Below are 15,044 nucleotides of genomic sequence, written 5' to 3'. Positions count from 1 at the left end.
CTGCTCCATATCTCTTGCTTAAATCCTGTATCTTAAACATTAAACAGTAAAAAGTTATGGAAAAGACTAAAAAACCTCAATCACAACAACCCAATAAAGATCTCCAGTCCTCCAACACGCTCTTGGTTCTCCACAATACCAGCAATACCATCGGCATCATCCAGAACATCAACCCGGACGGTACCATCAACCAAACGTCACCCAATCAAGAACATTCAGATCAAATCCTCAAGATCAACCCAAAAGAAGACAGTTTCTTCCAATTCTATTCAGACTTCTACCACCAGCTAAAAAACCCTGAAGAATTCACTTTTTTCAAAGTCACCGAATACGAAGCCAAAGAAACCGCCCAAGACCTCCAGAACTACATCGATCAGGCAACCGTAGAAGAGATCGACCAACTCAAATATTACGCAGTTTCCATCGATACCGTTAAGGCGCAATTAGACCAACAGAGCCAGCAAAATGAGCAAACCAAATCCCATACCCCAACTATTACCGATCAACAATTTCGCTATCTTCCGGAACAGATCGACTGGAACATCATGAGCAAGCTCAATGTCAATCAGGAGAAACTCGAACAACTCAAGGTCTTAGACGATCTACTCAAAGGTCATAAAACAAATACTTTAGTCCCCATCACCTTCAATCAGGGAACCATCAAAACGACCATGGATGTCAGACTTTCTTTAAGACTCAACGATGTCGGATATTTAGAAGTCCGCATCCATCCCATCAGAAAAGAACCCGATTTCACAACAAAACTCTTCGGTCATGAGTTCACTAAAGAAGACCAGATCAATCTCCTTGAAACCGGAAACATGGGCAGGGTCGTCAACCTGATCAATCCCATGACCGATGAACCGACCCCATCCGTCATCAGCAGAGACCGACTGACCAATGAGCTCATCGCATTAAGAACAGAACATATCAGAATCCCATTAGTCATTTGCGGAGTGACCCTCAACGAACAACAAAACAAAACCCTCAAAGAAGGCAAACCTTTATACATCGAAAACATGATCTCCAAAAAAGGAACCCTCTTCAATGCCACCGTCCAATTCAATGCAGACAAAAGATATGTAGAATTCCTATTCAACAGAAACATCAACAAAAGCATCAATAGCTTACAAAACCATTTACTAAACAAAACCCTCCAAACCATCCTCAAAGCAGAAGTACCCAACAACTTCAGAGGCAAACCCCTCCACGAATGGCAGATCGAAAAACTTAAAGCAGGGGATACCGCCTACATCAACGGACTCACCGACAGCAAAGGAAAGAATTACCAAGGCTACATCAGTTATGATAAGAACGTAGGAAAATTTGAGTTCTCGTTTAAGAATCCGAATAAACTAAGTGAAGGCAATAAAAATACTATTGTTAAATCTAAAGGTCGCAAAATGTAAACTTTCTAAACAAGGGTGAAACCCATGTGAAACTTAAAAAAAATAATATATTTGTCATCCAATTAAATTTTATATAATCACGTTATGAAAGAACTTATCGAAAAAATCAACGCTGAATTTGAAGCATTTTCAACTGAAGCAAATCAGCAATCTGAAAAAGGAAATAAAGCTGCCGGAACAAGAGCCAGAAAATCAGCGTTAGAACTAAGCAAACTTTTTAAGGATTTCAGAAAAGTTTCTGTTGAGGAATCAAAAAAGTAATATTCTCTTACCGCAAAATACCCATCATCTTATGAAGGGTATTTTTTTTATATCTCTTAATTATTCTTGCATTCAAGATATGTTCCTTATCCTTTTCTTGCTTCCTATGGGATTTGGCAGCTGAGTTTAATGTAAATATATACTTTAGGCTCTTCTACAGCCATCCTTTAGCAAACCGTGAAAAAATATAAGATAACATATATTTGTCAATATAAATTTTTTTTAAAATGGCAACACAGAAAAACAAAGACAGAAAGTCTAATTTGGATTTAATAGGTTCAATGCTACAAGAAAGAGCTGTAAAATGGTCACATAGATATGAATATGACTATTTTATATTTGAGATTAGAAATGTGGAGATTCATGTTTCACATAATGTTATTAAAATTATCAAAGAAAAAGAAACTATATCTTTTCTAGATAATCGATTCGATGAAGTTTTAGATCAATTAAAGAAACCTCTTAATTTGACAGCAGGTTAAAAATTGTTAAGGAAAAATCATGAGAATAAGGTTATCGTGTTATTTAATGATTACCAATTAGTTATCGAAATTAATGGTCGTGGATTTAAATTATTTCAATCTATGTGATAATTCAATATTTAGTTTATCAACATTTAAGTCTTTTCTGACCATATTAATAACATTTCTTAAACTCATTTCAAGTTTTTTATGAGCTTCAATTGTTAGCGCTTCGTCCTTATTGAAAGCAGAAGTAATGAAATGTCTGGACTCCAAACCAAATTCTATTAGCTGCTTGTAAATTTCGCTGGGAATCATTGGTAACGCTTTATAGATGCAATTTTGAAATTCTGTTACTAAATTATCATATACTACTGCTTCTTTATCCAAATATTTATCCCATTTTTTCGCAGACCCATTATGATCTTGAAGATCTTCGATGAGATCGTAAAATGATTCAAAAATATAATTTACGTGAAAGATCAATTCCTTATAGATCAAAATTTTTTCCTGAAATAGAAAATCTTGGTTTGATTTATTACGATCCCGCCTGAAACTAAGAGTTGCAACAAGAAGTGCACATAATGAAATTAGTACAGTTAATATTGCAACTAAATCTGATGATGTCATAATTAAAGGATTAATAATTTGATAGTTTTATAAGCTTTACAAACTCTTAATGTCTTATCAAAAATACCACAATTTGAAAAAGTTATGTACCGATTTCACATTCTTAGAGAGAGTTGATAGTATTGAAAAAAAATATATTCTTTCGTAACTGTCCGCAATAGTACAATGGATTATCTCTGTTTTATTTAAACAATTTTTACGCACCTTTTTTATATAACTGAAAATACTTTCTGATTTTGCAGGGTTGGTCACACAGTTCAAACTTTGCTTTTAATTCACGTAATGAGATATATTACTTTTTCGCCATATATTTTTGATTCGGATGATTATCTTGGTGAAGCTTTGTTAATTTTTCGTTTAATATCATCTTAGGCAAAATACTATTTTTCAAATACTTTTCTGATTTATTTAACTCCGCAGCAATTCGAGCTACAGATTTATACTCCATTAGACAGATGTCAATAATTTTTGACTCAATTTCTTCAAATGTAAATCTCGTTTGTTTACTACTGGAACTGTCCACATCATTATCATCAGAACTATCCATATTAGAGGCAGAACTATCCAGACTCTTTTTATCAAAATCTCTAACATCTACATTTGCAGGATTAACGACAGTTGTAATTGAACTATCCACATTAGAAGCAGAACTATCCACATTAGAAGCAGAACTATCCATATTATCTTCGTAATTTAGATGATAAGTAGTCCATCGACTTTTGTTCTCAGATAGTAAATATCCATTTTTACAAAGATTCTGGAGCATCTTTGTAATGTCAGTTTTATGACGTTCAACTAAATATTGCAGTCTAATGTTTGTAATATCACCTTCGATGTGACAAACAGCAAGAGCAGTCAATTCGTCTTTACCTAAAGTTTCCACATTTTCACCGAACATCATTTTTAAGTCACTTAGAGTTTCATCAGGAATAATACTGAACATTGGTAACTCAAGAACAATTCTATCAGGTTCTGTTTCTGCTAAAACATAAGGTCTTCTCCAATGTAATGAGCTCCAACCCGATAAAATTTTGCTAACACCACTTCCGGCTCGTTCGGCAGTACCCATCATTAAAAACATTTTTTGAAGATTGGTATTTCGACATTGGCTAACACCGCCTTTATAAAACTGAGATAATGTAACGAGTAAAGTTCCAGGATTAGTAAATGTAAATGAATTAGAAGAACTTTTAATAATAATACTTCCAGGGGCACTGTAGTCTCCGTGAATCAGTGCATTAACAAAAGCTTCTCTTAATGCAGTATGTGCTGGTGTATCCTCTAATCTTTGACCCTTTACTAATTGAAATGGTTTTGGTAGTCTGGATGAAAGCTTTGGATAAACTAATTTATAAAATTGAAATAAATTACTTTCCCAAGTGCCATCAGGATAAATTCTGTCAGTCCATCTCGTTTCTTCACTTTCAGAAAAAACTTCTCTATAATCAGGGAAAAATTTAGGACAACATTCTTCATCTGTGATGCTCAAAAATTTCCCGAACATCAATATACCCGCTAATGTAAAGCCTTCTTTTCTTGATTTTCGATCCTTCTTGTAACCTCCAATTTGCTCTAAAAATTCAATATCTGGCAGTGATATCCAAGGATGAGAAGGTCGGATTGTTGCGAAAATTTGTCTGTATTGTTTAAGTGAATTAGCATCAACATCGTCAAAAGAATATCCATCAAGAATACGACTGTCAGGACTAAATGATAAATCTGCATCTGCCAGCATTCTTCTTACTTCTTCATCTCGACAAACATAATCACCTTCGTAATTCCTTTTGTAAGTATTACCAAATGGATTAGGCGTTAAATGAACAGGTTTGAGTTTTCTTTCAGCTGGAGGAATATTAAAACACAAAACTTTATTACCATCTAACTCATACTCGCATACATCCTTATTTTGAAGAAGATTTACAGAAGCTTTTTGTGAGTTATTGACGTTATTCCAGAATTCTTTTTGATAATTAATAATCTGCTCCTTACTCAATCCATCATAAAAAAAGATGCCTTTTTTTTCTTTTACACCTAAAACAATGATTCCGCCATTAGTGTTAGCGAAAGAAGAATATGATTTCCAAAAATCTTTAGGAAATCCACCTTCAGCAGATTTAAATTCAACTTCATCTGATTCGGTATCTGGAAATAAATCTGACTGAATTAAATATAAAGATTCGTTAAATAGATCAAATAATTCTAATTGTTTAGCCATAATCAAAGCTTGGGTATACAGTGTGTCAAATTTACAAATTTAAAGCTGACGAATATACTCACATATAAACATTCAAATCATAAATTAAAAAATAACTATGATAATCTCAAAATTCTCTAGACATTTGGATAACACTCAAATCTACGCCCTGTGCTAATACTTTGTCAGGTTATTATCATCTATTTTCAGTAGTGAAACGCATGATTACAATAACTAAGAATATTGTTTGAAATTTAGAATTTCGTGATATAAACAAATAGTGGCAAAGAAATATTTTTTTTAGATAACAATAAAGTGATTTTACTTAATATAAAATGAAATAATTATTGATAAAATAAGTACAACTAATAGTACACAAACTTTTCAAAGTTAATCTACGTTTCTTCTATATTGAATTTTCTAAACCAAAACCAGCTACACTGCGTTTTTTGAGTATATCATAACTACTTTAGGTACATTTTTTGTTGAAGTTCTGGGAGAATAAAAAGATGATCATCAATGAAAAAAGAAACAGTACAATGTTCTGATTCATTCTATTTATAATATATTTTCACGATGGATTTCATAACAATATATTAATGTTTTAGTAAACAAAATCTCCAAAGTCTATAGACTTTGGAGAACGGAGTGTTTTTAGAAAGTGTACTTATTTGGTAGACACCACTAATATATTTTTACAAAATGAAAGTATCCTTCGTCTGTATGATTCAATTTCCCATTAGTGCAAAAAAAGATCATTAGATATACTAAAATTGTTACTACCATTATCAGTCCAGATAAAATTTTAACTAAAAGCAATTTATTTTTTTGATTTTTAATTGAAGTTTGTTCTAAGTGTAATAATTCAGAAGTAATTTCTTTTAATTCAATTTTGCTGTCAATTTTTTCTCTAAATTTCTTAATATCTGCTTCTATAGCAGAAATAGACTCCTCAATATTCTTAAAAAACACAAACCACATGATCAAAAAAAATAAAATACCTAAGATTAGAAGCGCAACATTTTTTAATATTTGTTCACCTTTAAAATCAAAATTGTTAATCAATAAAATGTAGCCAATAGGAATTCCAAATATATAACTGGAAACTTTATTGATACTATCGTATAGCCTGTCTGTAAGTTTTTGAAAATATTCCAGAGAAGACGTTTTTATCTTGTCAAATGAAAATCCTGATAAATATAATTTAAAACTTTTCTCATAATTTCCAATGATAGCTTCCCAATCTTTAAGAAGATTTGCATAAGTGTTACCATTTTTATCTAAATCAGAAATTAGCTCATTTACAAATAATTGCTTCCGTTCAATGGAGTCGATACTATCTAATAGTTGTGCTTTTAAATCTAGTATTTTGACTGCTTTCAAGTTCTGCAAATCATCTTCATTATAATCGATATTTAATGAAACCCCTTTTTCTGATTTATAAAAAAATAATTCTAATTTGTTTCCCTGTTCTTTTTTATAATCGGCAATTTCAGAAAGTAGTGCAATAATTTCAATGTTAAGTTTGTATGCTTGTATAATGGGAGGAATTATTGTACCAGAACCTTCTATATAGTTAAGTTCTTCGATGTAAAATTTAGTGGAAACACATTTAATTTTATTACCAGACAAAAAATCTTTTGAAGTATTATAATAACCTGGGACATTCCCTGTTTTAATCTCTATTCTGACATTTGCCGATATATAATTATTTATATCTTCTATGTAGATTGTTTCATTATCGACAATGTTATAAAACTCATCAATGAATTCCCATATTTTCTTGATAACACTTATATCTGATGGATTTAAATTTTCAATATTGCCCTTAATTCCGAACTCAGCCGTCTGTGAGTCAGACAGTCTGTGTTTTAGCAGGATTATATTTTTAAGAAGATCAGCCATACTATTTAAATCATACGTCAAATGCAGAATCAAGTTGTTCAGTTGGAACGTCTCTAATTATAATATCATTCCCATCCCTAACTATCTTACCATTTTTGGCTAATTCTTTCTCAAAATTAAAATTATATCCTTTTTCTTTAACATTGCTTTTTCTGAAAAGGATAAAATCATCTTTTTTTGAAAGACTAAAATTGGCACTAACCTCAATATCATTTACTGTCAAATATTCAGTAAAGGCTGTCGGATTTTCTGCATTAATGAGCGAAGAAATGGCATCAAGATAGATGTCTTCGCCACATGCAAATTGTGATTCAAAATAATTAGAAATTCTTTCTTTGACGTAGTTCTTTCTTTCACCTACAATTTTTTTGTCTCTCAGATACCTATTCACTGCATTATCAATGATTCTCGAATTAATCTTTGCTGAAGTTATGTCTGTGGAGCCAATGAATTTTTGAAAATATTTCGAAACATCTCTTGTACCTTTAATAAATGTCAAGTATTGAGATTCTTTATCATTCCATTTTTTAATGTTAATTCTATTTGCTCTAGCAAGTTTATCAATGTCAAGTGTTTTCAATTTTTCAATTCCTAGACTGGTATCATCAACTGCAAATTGAGTTGATTTATCTAACATCGCAGTTATTATAAAATCTACTTTTTTTTCTTCGTAATGTACGAAAACGACATATCCACCTGTAGCTTTTGGTGTCTTAATTTCTTTCTTTAGAATATTCATTGATTCTACAGAAAAACTTAAAAAATCGGTTTTTTTTAGATATTCTCTAACCTTTTTCTGAAATGGATAATTTACAGAATCATCTTCAAATGATCCAAAAGTCGGGTTTTTGGAAGAATAAATTTTAACGAGTTTTTCAACAAATTCATCAACAGTTTCATTTTGAACTAAATTATGGTCAGAACAATTCAATTCTGGTTCATCCTCATTCTCCCTAATAATTTGGTGTAATATAATATTTTTAAGTTTCATGGTTTTTTTTATAAAAATACGTATTTTACAATAATTTTGAATTATTATTATGTTGCAATATCTAACCTTATCTTTTTTTTACTATTTTCTCAAGGGTTAAATGAGTACCAAGTGATTCCAGAGATATTGAAAAGAAAACTAGCGATTTTATAAATTCGCAATTCTATTGAAGATTAGATTATATCATAGGGTTTAAATGTATAGTTGTATAAAATTATAGTCTTCTCATTTCTCCAAGAATTTGCAAAACTGTTTTTTTTGACTTTTTTGGTTTATTATAACAATACTTTAGAGTTCCTTGCTTAATTACGAGTGCCGCCGCCGGTAAAGCAATTCCCAATGAAACGTCATATTTTGTTGTTATTATTGAGCATATACCTACGACTAAATTTCTTATATCTCCAGAAATTAAATCATTCAGCCATTCTTGGGGCTCCTTTGATTTGCTATCGCATAAAAAAATGTACAATTCATAACGAAAAGCCTTCCATAATTTTTTACCCAGTTCTGGATATGGTGCATGAAATCTAATATCATTAGATACATTTTCATATTTCAAGCCAACCCCCAGTTGAAATTCCCAATATAAATGACCAAGTGAATTATTGCTTATTTGATCAATATCTTCGTCAGTAATTTCAGTTTTTTTCAAAATATTATATCTTTTGTTGTTATGATTTGCTAAATTTATAAAAAACTAATTTATTACTTAAATGATAGATGACAAAATAGGACATAACAGTGCTTATGTAAATCTTAACCTAATTGATGACTTAGACTATTGTCTAGGGGGCTACGGAAAGCCAACTGTTGAATTTTTATTCTCCTTGAATACATTTGTAGAGACTTTTATTGCATCTTCCGAATTTTACACCTCTTTAGATGAACTGAATCATCTCAATTTAACAACACCTGTTTTGTTCCCAAATGGGAGACCTATTTTAAATTTGATAGCACGTCATGGAGGGCTGAAATTTGTCAATGGAATCGTTGACAATCCAGGTTCGGAGATTTATAGAGGTAATATTCTTGTAAGAAGCAAGAGAGAAGCACAGCAAGATTTTGTCTTAGAATATGGCCAAAAAATTCAAGAAAAATATTTTATTAAAAATGATATTAATCTAGTCTTAGAAACAATTCCTTTGGCTACATCAAAATTTGAGGATGATTGTTTTGTAGTATCTGAAACACAAAATTCTTTAGATGAACTTGTATCAAATTTGATGAATGTATCTAGGTCTTCAAGTATACAAACATCTTTACCACTATCACTTTATGGAAAGCAAATTCGAAGTCTAAATAGAACTCCTTATTCCATACAGTCTTTAGAAATGGTAGCTAAAATCCATAATGCCAAAGTTGAAGATTTGAAAAGTAGCTTAAATTATCAATACTTACCTATTCCATCTTTTACTAATATACTACTTAGCAGTGTGACCTCTGTTAGTGAAATTCCACATAAACTTGGACAACTTCGATTAGATTTTCAAGAATTGAGAGATCAATTTGTTCAACTTGAAATTGATATTAATGAATCAGCAACTATGAAACAACAGCTGGAAGCCTTTAGGAAGTTTAAAGACTTTTGGAATATATTTAATAATAAATATGTAGAAAGTAAACATAGGATTATGTACGGTGATTTTGATTTTACAACAAATTCTGACCTAGATAAAGGTATAGATACTTTTATTGATGGAAGCACTTTTACAGATTCTGTAAAAGATTTAAATTTTGGTAAAATTTTAGGTAACGTAATAACAAAAGGTTATTCTTGGTATAGTGATAGAAAAGTTATTAATAGATTTAAAGGTATAACAAATATTTGGGAGTTATTCGAAAACAGTAATGCTATAAATCAGCAATTAAAGCATTTTGAGCGTCTTTTTGGAGTGAATTTCACAAACTCAGAAATCAATAACGTTCATGATTTTGTGAGCCAAAAACTTAATAATATAACTAAAGAGATTAATAATTAGATGTCGTATTTTAATAAACGTAAATCAAGTGGGATTTTCATACCTAGTGGAAATGGATTTGTTGAATACACAGGAGATACTGGAGATGGATCAATGATGTCGATTGCCAATTCTTTAGGATATCATAGTGATCAATTACATTCTGAATATTTTTCTGTGTATATAAAGCCTAAAATTTTTTCAATTGAACTTGAAGTTTTTACTCGTAAAATTGCTTTTGTTTTAGCAGATGCTAATGTGACCTTTATTACTGAGAAAGATATTAACAAATATTTAAAAAAATTTTCTGCCACTAAAGAATTTAATGCCCTTCGAACAGATGAAATCTTAACTAGTGCAGTAGAAAACGGAAGTTTTACGGCAGAATTTTTATCAAAAGTTTTACATTTAAAAGATATATCTAGAAATGGAATGTTCTACTCTGAAAAGATTAAAACTTATCTATATTTTAAAGATGGTATTTTAACAAATTTTCAGGTAGATGATGGTTTGATGCCATATTCAAGACATATTCAAGAAGTTAATAAAACTGTTTTTAAATGGATTTCTGAGCTAGCGTATAAATATTGGCCTAATGACGATTTCAAGGCAAAAAGGGAAATTAATATTCAATGTGAAGCCTGGAGTAGAATTCCACATGCATTTGGAAATGAATTTATTAATTTTCATCGTACAGAAAATGGTGGTGCCAATTTGCATATGTTACTGGTTTGCCATTATGGCATTCAAATAAATCTTAATCAATTTGATGAAATTAATCATGGAAGATACAGAATTGATAATAATACCGCAGACCAAAGCTTAATAACTATTATTATGGGAAAATTTAGATATTATTTTGATAAGTTGGAAGAAAACCTATTGTATTTTGATCAGTTATAAGGTTTAAAAAACTATGTAAGTACCACATTTGTGAAATACATTGAAAGAATGTTACAAAAATTTACAATCCTTGTCAGAATACGATTTAATCTTATAGTTTCTGTCCTGATCGTCACTATATATCGGGATTTTAGAAAGCAGCTTTTCTAATTATCCGCTATTTGATCATTTATACGTCAGCAAGTAAAAATTTCAAAGTCTAGAGACTTGGAAGTAAAGTGCTATAAATTACTTAAATTATAATTATAAATAAAATGATAACCAGAACGAGATTTAGAGAAATTGACAATGAAATAAAATCATTAATAAGAAAAACTTTAGATGAAATAAGACTAAATAATTTTGAAAATTATATACTTTATATAGCAGATGGAGACTATAATGATGATTTTGCAACTCATCCTAAATTTTCTCCCTATATAATTGATAATCGAATAGATTTATATAAAGATGATACAAGGATAAATTTTTTAACAAGGTTCATGACTACTTTTTACAGCTTCCCACCTGATGTTGAGGAGGTTACTGATGATGAATATAGAATCTATATGGAGTTAATGGTTTATTGTCATGTATGGGAATCTAAGCCTTATTTACGAAAATTATATCGTTTTGCTCTTCTGGCAAACAATGAAGATTACGACTGGAAGGTTGAAGTTCCGGAGATGAGTAAACATGATTTTATTAGAAATAATATTAGGACAAAATTTACTGATTCTTCAAATGACTTGGCAAACATTATTCGAAAAGGATTTCATACTTCGTTAAGAAATGCATTTGCACATTCAGAATTTCACATTTTAGAAAATATTATTCACTTAGATACATATAAAGGACAATCATGGGACATCCAAGAAATTTCGTTTGATGATTGGAGCGAAAGATTTTGTTATAGCATATTATTGTGTTATTATTTATTAAAAGAATCTTATAATGATAGAAAAAATATCATAGCATTAACCGGAACAGACAGATTCAAAATAAAATATCCCTCCAAGGATGAAACAAGTTTAAGGGAAGTAAATATTCTTTATCATACAGAACAAAATGGATTTTCATTCGAAAGATTGTCTGTTTAACATCAAATTATAATTCCATGGAACTACTTGAGCAAATTATTAATGAATTAATCAATACAAAAGATTATAGCCTAAATTCAGCATTGTTAAAAACTAAAGTTTTAGCAACTCGGATTCAAAATAGAGAGTTATTGGAATGGGTCAATTCTGAATTGACAGGATATGAGGATATGGAGACAATGCCTGAATATCGAAAAAGAATTGTTAATGGATTGCAAGGTAATTATATGAACGGTCACATGATGTATAAAAATCACGAGATTCCGACTATGGGTTTGAGTGAAGATTTAGAACATTTCTTAAGATACATGGATTTTCCAAACAGTGTAACAGAGTTAGAGAATTTATGTTCAACGGAAGGTTCAACACTTAGTTCACCTATTCGACCGGAGCACGTAGCTGTGATAGAAGCAAATTGGATAAACATTGGAAATCCTTATTTGAGCATTCAAGGAGTTAATCGGATTTTGTCTAAATCCTTTATTGAAGGAATTTTATCAAATGTAAGAAATAAACTTCTGGATTTCATGCTTAAAGTTGATGAAGAATTTGGAAACATAACAGAAATTAAAGAACTACGAAATAAACAAAATGAAATATCTAAGATTGTGAATAATACGATAATTAATAACAATGGCGATGGAAATGTTTTAAACACTGGAAACAGTAATTCTATTGAAAACAGACCCAAAATTCAAAAAAACAGTATTGAAAATTTTGAAAAGCAATTGCGAGAAATAAAAGTTCCTGAACAGGATATTTCGGAAATTATTCAATTAGTTCAGGAAGAGCAACCTAATTATAATGAGAATAAGTTTGGAAATAGAGTAAATGGATGGATAGCAAAAATGGTCACAAAAACAGCTGAGGGAGGTTGGGATGTAGCAATAGGAGCCGCAGGTGGTTTACTTGCTACCGCAATTCAATCTTACTACGGAATGTAAAAACGTAATAATCAAATCTATTTATAATAAAATGAAATCACTTCAAGAATACATAGAACGTTTCAAAGAGGATTATCCTAACTGGTCTGAGGAAGAGATCATCAATTATGCAACGAAGATGTATAATAAGATGTTAACTGTCAAACAAGGAGATAATGTTATACACCTTGATTATTTTGAAGGATTAATAATTAGAAATGAAATATCTGAAATCGAAAATTTGCTTGGAGATGGTAAATTGGAATTAAGTAGATTTGATAAAAATGGATTTGCATATAATTCTATAGATGATTTTACATTGCAAGTTTCGTTGTATCTCAATAACACTATTGTCCAAAATGTTTTGCTCGGTGTAGCAGGAAACATTGTTTGGGAGTCAATCAAAAAAACGAGTATTTTTATCTGGAAAACAATAAAAAAACGTCATTGGGATACTGAGGAGGCTAAAAAACATAAGATTAATTTTGGATTGAGAATCAAGACAAAAGAAGGTAAAAGTATTAGTTTGAACCTTGATAGTGAATTATCAGAAAATACAATAGCAACAGCATTAGATCAATCCCTTAATATAATTAGAGAATCAAATAAATCTGACGAACAAGAAATGTCTCATAAATTATCATATCCCGCTGATTTTTATATTTTCGATAAAGAAAAAAAACTATGGCTAGAAGTTGATATTATGGAGGAAATCAGAAAGAAACATTCTAAACAAAATTTATAATAACTTTTAAAATTCATTTTTATGAAACCAGAAGAAATTGATTGGAAAGAATATGAAAAAATTACTAAAACAATATATGAAACGTTAGGTCAAAGAACAGGCGTAAAAGTTGAATGCTACGGTAACTCTTGTAAAATAATGGGGCAATCCGGTGTGGAACATCAAGTTGATGTCTTAACTTCTCATTCTGATGGGCTACATGAATACAAAACCATTATTGAATGCAAATATTGGAATGAAAACATTAACAAGGACATCATAATGAAAGTCAAAGTTATTGTAGATGAAACAGATGCAAATAAAGGCATAATAGTTTCAAAATTAGGTTTTACGCCAGATGCTATTAAAGTAGCAAAGTTTCATAAAATAGGATTAATCGAGTTAAGAGAACCTAATGATAAGGATTGGAAAGATATTTCTATTCCAATAAATATCAAAAAGGATTTACCCGTTACTTTAGTTAATGATCTGAAAACATATACTAAACCTGAAAATTTGGAATACTTAATGGGATTGAATGCTGAAATCACTAAAGATATTACAGAATTTAGAACATCAGATGATGAGGTTTATAATTTTCATACAGTATTTGAAGATTTTCGAAAAGAAATATTTGATAAAAAAGAAGTAGGTATTTTCGAAAAAGAAGTTAATTATGACAATGCATATATGATATATAATAAAACCAATGAAGAAATACCTTTTTTAGGATTCAAACTAAAAGTTGAATTCTTATATCAATCTCATGAATTTAATTTTGTGGGTAGAGAGGACGTATATATGATATTGAAAGCAATGTTTGAAGACAAAACTTTAAAAGTACTAAATAACGGTAAAATTAAAGAACATAAGTCCAAAGATTAAAATATTGTTAAATCTTTTATTACTAATGGCTGTTTACTGTCAATGCTTTCAAGGTTGAACTTAACATGTCATTGTTTAAGATTTTTATTATTGGTAATATCTTCTATTTTCAGTATTTCACTATCCATAATCTTTGTTTCGCATTCATTATAAATCTTCTTCACTGTAACTTTTATCCTGTCATATTCTGGAGTAGGAAAATCCATCAATTCAGAAACATTTGTGTAGCCGAAAGCTTTAGCTAATAACACAATATGACGTGTAGAATATTTGTGACGTTGCGTGTAAGACTCTACATTACCAACAAAAGTTTTGGTAACTCCCATTCTTATACTTAATTCTTCTTGAGACCAACGTTTTTGCTGGCGCAAATTTTTAACGTGATTGATAAAATCATGATCAAAATGAGTGGTTTCAAAAATAAATATTTTGTTCATATTTAATATTTTTTTACTCCAATATGTTGGAGTTATAATTAATTTTGTATATTTGTGAAAGCGAATTGATTATTAACCTACAATGGTTTAATAAAACGATGTATCTCGAACCAAAACGACCAATTTTTCACCGAGATTATCGTGAAATCGCTCCATGTCTAAAAGTTTCTTACTTTTGTATAGGGCATGTGGGCGGTTCTCACGTATCTTTAGGTGAAAGCATTAGTAATAATGTAATAGGGCTTGGTCGTCCTTGGTTCTAAAGTGTGAGACCGTTCCATGCT

At 30.4% G+C, this 15,044-nt stretch carries 15 protein-coding genes; 9 read left to right on the top strand and 6 right to left on the bottom strand.

Annotation, left to right across the window (positions count from 1 at the left end):
• The first annotated feature begins 56 nt into the window (after window positions 1–56).
• The 3 genes from PGH12_RS06900 to PGH12_RS06890 all read left to right on the top strand — a co-directional run bounded on the left by PGH12_RS06900 (window position 57) and on the right by PGH12_RS06890 (window position 2,152).
• Window positions 57–1,409 (top strand): DUF3945 domain-containing protein, encoded by a 1,353-nt coding sequence (locus PGH12_RS06900; RefSeq protein ID WP_267597437.1) that lies wholly within the window; start codon window positions 57–59, stop codon window positions 1,407–1,409.
• A gap of 84 nt (window positions 1,410–1,493) precedes the next feature.
• Window positions 1,494–1,670, top strand: coding sequence for a BF3379 family histone-like protein (locus tag PGH12_RS06895; protein ID WP_220180099.1), 177 nt, complete (start codon window positions 1,494–1,496; stop codon window positions 1,668–1,670).
• Window positions 1,671–1,897: 227 nt separating this feature from the next.
• Complete coding sequence (locus tag PGH12_RS06890) at window positions 1,898–2,152, top strand: hypothetical protein (protein WP_267597436.1); 255 nt, start codon at window positions 1,898–1,900, stop codon at window positions 2,150–2,152.
• A gap of 90 nt (window positions 2,153–2,242) precedes the next feature.
• On the opposite strand, the gene PGH12_RS06885 is transcribed toward PGH12_RS06890, so the two are convergent.
• From PGH12_RS06885 to PGH12_RS06865, 5 genes are all read right to left on the bottom strand, one after another.
• Complete coding sequence (locus PGH12_RS06885; protein WP_267597435.1) at window positions 2,243–2,761, bottom strand: hypothetical protein; 519 nt, start codon at window positions 2,759–2,761, stop codon at window positions 2,243–2,245.
• A 292-nt stretch (window positions 2,762–3,053) separates the two neighbouring features.
• Window positions 3,054–4,976, bottom strand: coding sequence for an RNA/DNA-binding domain-containing protein (locus PGH12_RS06880; RefSeq protein ID WP_267597434.1), 1,923 nt, complete (start codon window positions 4,974–4,976; stop codon window positions 3,054–3,056).
• A 663-nt stretch (window positions 4,977–5,639) separates the two neighbouring features.
• Window positions 5,640–6,860: a hypothetical protein gene (locus PGH12_RS06875; RefSeq protein ID WP_267597433.1), complete on the bottom strand. Its 1,221-nt coding sequence runs from the start codon at window positions 6,858–6,860 to the stop codon at window positions 5,640–5,642.
• Window positions 6,861–6,870: 10 nt separating this feature from the next.
• Window positions 6,871–7,851: a nucleoid-associated protein gene (locus tag PGH12_RS06870; RefSeq protein WP_267597432.1), complete on the bottom strand. Its 981-nt coding sequence runs from the start codon at window positions 7,849–7,851 to the stop codon at window positions 6,871–6,873.
• A gap of 214 nt (window positions 7,852–8,065) precedes the next feature.
• Complete coding sequence (locus PGH12_RS06865; RefSeq protein ID WP_267597431.1) at window positions 8,066–8,503, bottom strand: hypothetical protein; 438 nt, start codon at window positions 8,501–8,503, stop codon at window positions 8,066–8,068.
• A gap of 61 nt (window positions 8,504–8,564) precedes the next feature.
• On the opposite strand from PGH12_RS06865, the gene PGH12_RS06860 reads away from it, so the two are divergent.
• From PGH12_RS06860 to PGH12_RS06835, 6 genes are all read left to right on the top strand, one after another.
• Window positions 8,565–9,830: a hypothetical protein gene (locus PGH12_RS06860; protein ID WP_267597430.1), complete on the top strand. Its 1,266-nt coding sequence runs from the start codon at window positions 8,565–8,567 to the stop codon at window positions 9,828–9,830.
• Entirely contained in the window at window positions 9,831–10,712 is an 882-nt protein-coding gene (locus PGH12_RS06855; RefSeq protein WP_267597429.1) for a hypothetical protein, read from the top strand. It abuts the gene before it with no gap.
• A gap of 254 nt (window positions 10,713–10,966) precedes the next feature.
• On the top strand, window positions 10,967–11,791 hold the full coding sequence (locus PGH12_RS06850; protein WP_267597428.1) for a hypothetical protein: 825 nt from the start codon (window positions 10,967–10,969) through the stop codon (window positions 11,789–11,791).
• Window positions 11,792–11,808: 17 nt separating this feature from the next.
• Window positions 11,809–12,735: an AbiTii domain-containing protein gene (locus PGH12_RS06845; protein ID WP_267597427.1), complete on the top strand. Its 927-nt coding sequence runs from the start codon at window positions 11,809–11,811 to the stop codon at window positions 12,733–12,735.
• A 31-nt stretch (window positions 12,736–12,766) separates the two neighbouring features.
• A complete protein-coding gene (locus PGH12_RS06840) occupies window positions 12,767–13,459 on the top strand; it encodes a hypothetical protein (RefSeq protein WP_267597426.1) in 693 nt (230 codons plus the stop codon).
• A 21-nt stretch (window positions 13,460–13,480) separates the two neighbouring features.
• Window positions 13,481–14,323: a restriction endonuclease gene (locus PGH12_RS06835; protein WP_267597425.1), complete on the top strand. Its 843-nt coding sequence runs from the start codon at window positions 13,481–13,483 to the stop codon at window positions 14,321–14,323.
• A gap of 68 nt (window positions 14,324–14,391) precedes the next feature.
• Here the strand turns inward: PGH12_RS06835 and PGH12_RS06830 are convergent, their stop codons facing one another.
• Complete coding sequence (locus PGH12_RS06830; RefSeq protein WP_267597424.1) at window positions 14,392–14,760, bottom strand: helix-turn-helix domain-containing protein; 369 nt, start codon at window positions 14,758–14,760, stop codon at window positions 14,392–14,394.
• Between the last annotated feature and the right edge of the window lie 284 nt (window positions 14,761–15,044).

Origin of the sequence: Chryseobacterium sp. CY350, assembly GCF_027945075.1 — a bacterium.
In the GTDB taxonomy this organism is placed as follows: Bacteria; Bacteroidota; Bacteroidia; order Flavobacteriales; family Weeksellaceae; genus Chryseobacterium.
Note: the sequence above shows the minus strand (reverse complement) of the source record. Positions and strands in the feature narration are given on the sequence as shown.

What these genes read in the sequence shown, in the direction of transcription:
- PGH12_RS06870 (WP_267597432.1), bottom strand. Translation starts at nt 7,851, where the DNA reads ATGAAACTTAAAAATATTATATTACACCAAATTATTAGGGAGAATGAG.
- PGH12_RS06855 (WP_267597429.1), top strand. Translation starts at nt 9,831, where the DNA reads ATGTCGTATTTTAATAAACGTAAATCAAGTGGGATTTTCATACCTAGT.
- PGH12_RS06890 (WP_267597436.1), top strand. Translation starts at nt 1,898, where the DNA reads ATGGCAACACAGAAAAACAAAGACAGAAAGTCTAATTTGGATTTAATA.
- PGH12_RS06875 (WP_267597433.1), bottom strand. Translation starts at nt 6,860, where the DNA reads ATGGCTGATCTTCTTAAAAATATAATCCTGCTAAAACACAGACTGTCT.
- PGH12_RS06845 (WP_267597427.1), top strand. Translation starts at nt 11,809, where the DNA reads ATGGAACTACTTGAGCAAATTATTAATGAATTAATCAATACAAAAGAT.
- PGH12_RS06860 (WP_267597430.1), top strand. Translation starts at nt 8,565, where the DNA reads ATGATAGATGACAAAATAGGACATAACAGTGCTTATGTAAATCTTAAC.
- PGH12_RS06895 (WP_220180099.1), top strand. Translation starts at nt 1,494, where the DNA reads ATGAAAGAACTTATCGAAAAAATCAACGCTGAATTTGAAGCATTTTCA.
- PGH12_RS06900 (WP_267597437.1), top strand. Translation starts at nt 57, where the DNA reads ATGGAAAAGACTAAAAAACCTCAATCACAACAACCCAATAAAGATCTC.
- PGH12_RS06830 (WP_267597424.1), bottom strand. Translation starts at nt 14,760, where the DNA reads ATGAACAAAATATTTATTTTTGAAACCACTCATTTTGATCATGATTTT.
- PGH12_RS06850 (WP_267597428.1), top strand. Translation starts at nt 10,967, where the DNA reads ATGATAACCAGAACGAGATTTAGAGAAATTGACAATGAAATAAAATCA.
- PGH12_RS06840 (WP_267597426.1), top strand. Translation starts at nt 12,767, where the DNA reads ATGAAATCACTTCAAGAATACATAGAACGTTTCAAAGAGGATTATCCT.
- PGH12_RS06835 (WP_267597425.1), top strand. Translation starts at nt 13,481, where the DNA reads ATGAAACCAGAAGAAATTGATTGGAAAGAATATGAAAAAATTACTAAA.
- PGH12_RS06880 (WP_267597434.1), bottom strand. Translation starts at nt 4,976, where the DNA reads ATGGCTAAACAATTAGAATTATTTGATCTATTTAACGAATCTTTATAT.
- PGH12_RS06885 (WP_267597435.1), bottom strand. Translation starts at nt 2,761, where the DNA reads ATGACATCATCAGATTTAGTTGCAATATTAACTGTACTAATTTCATTA.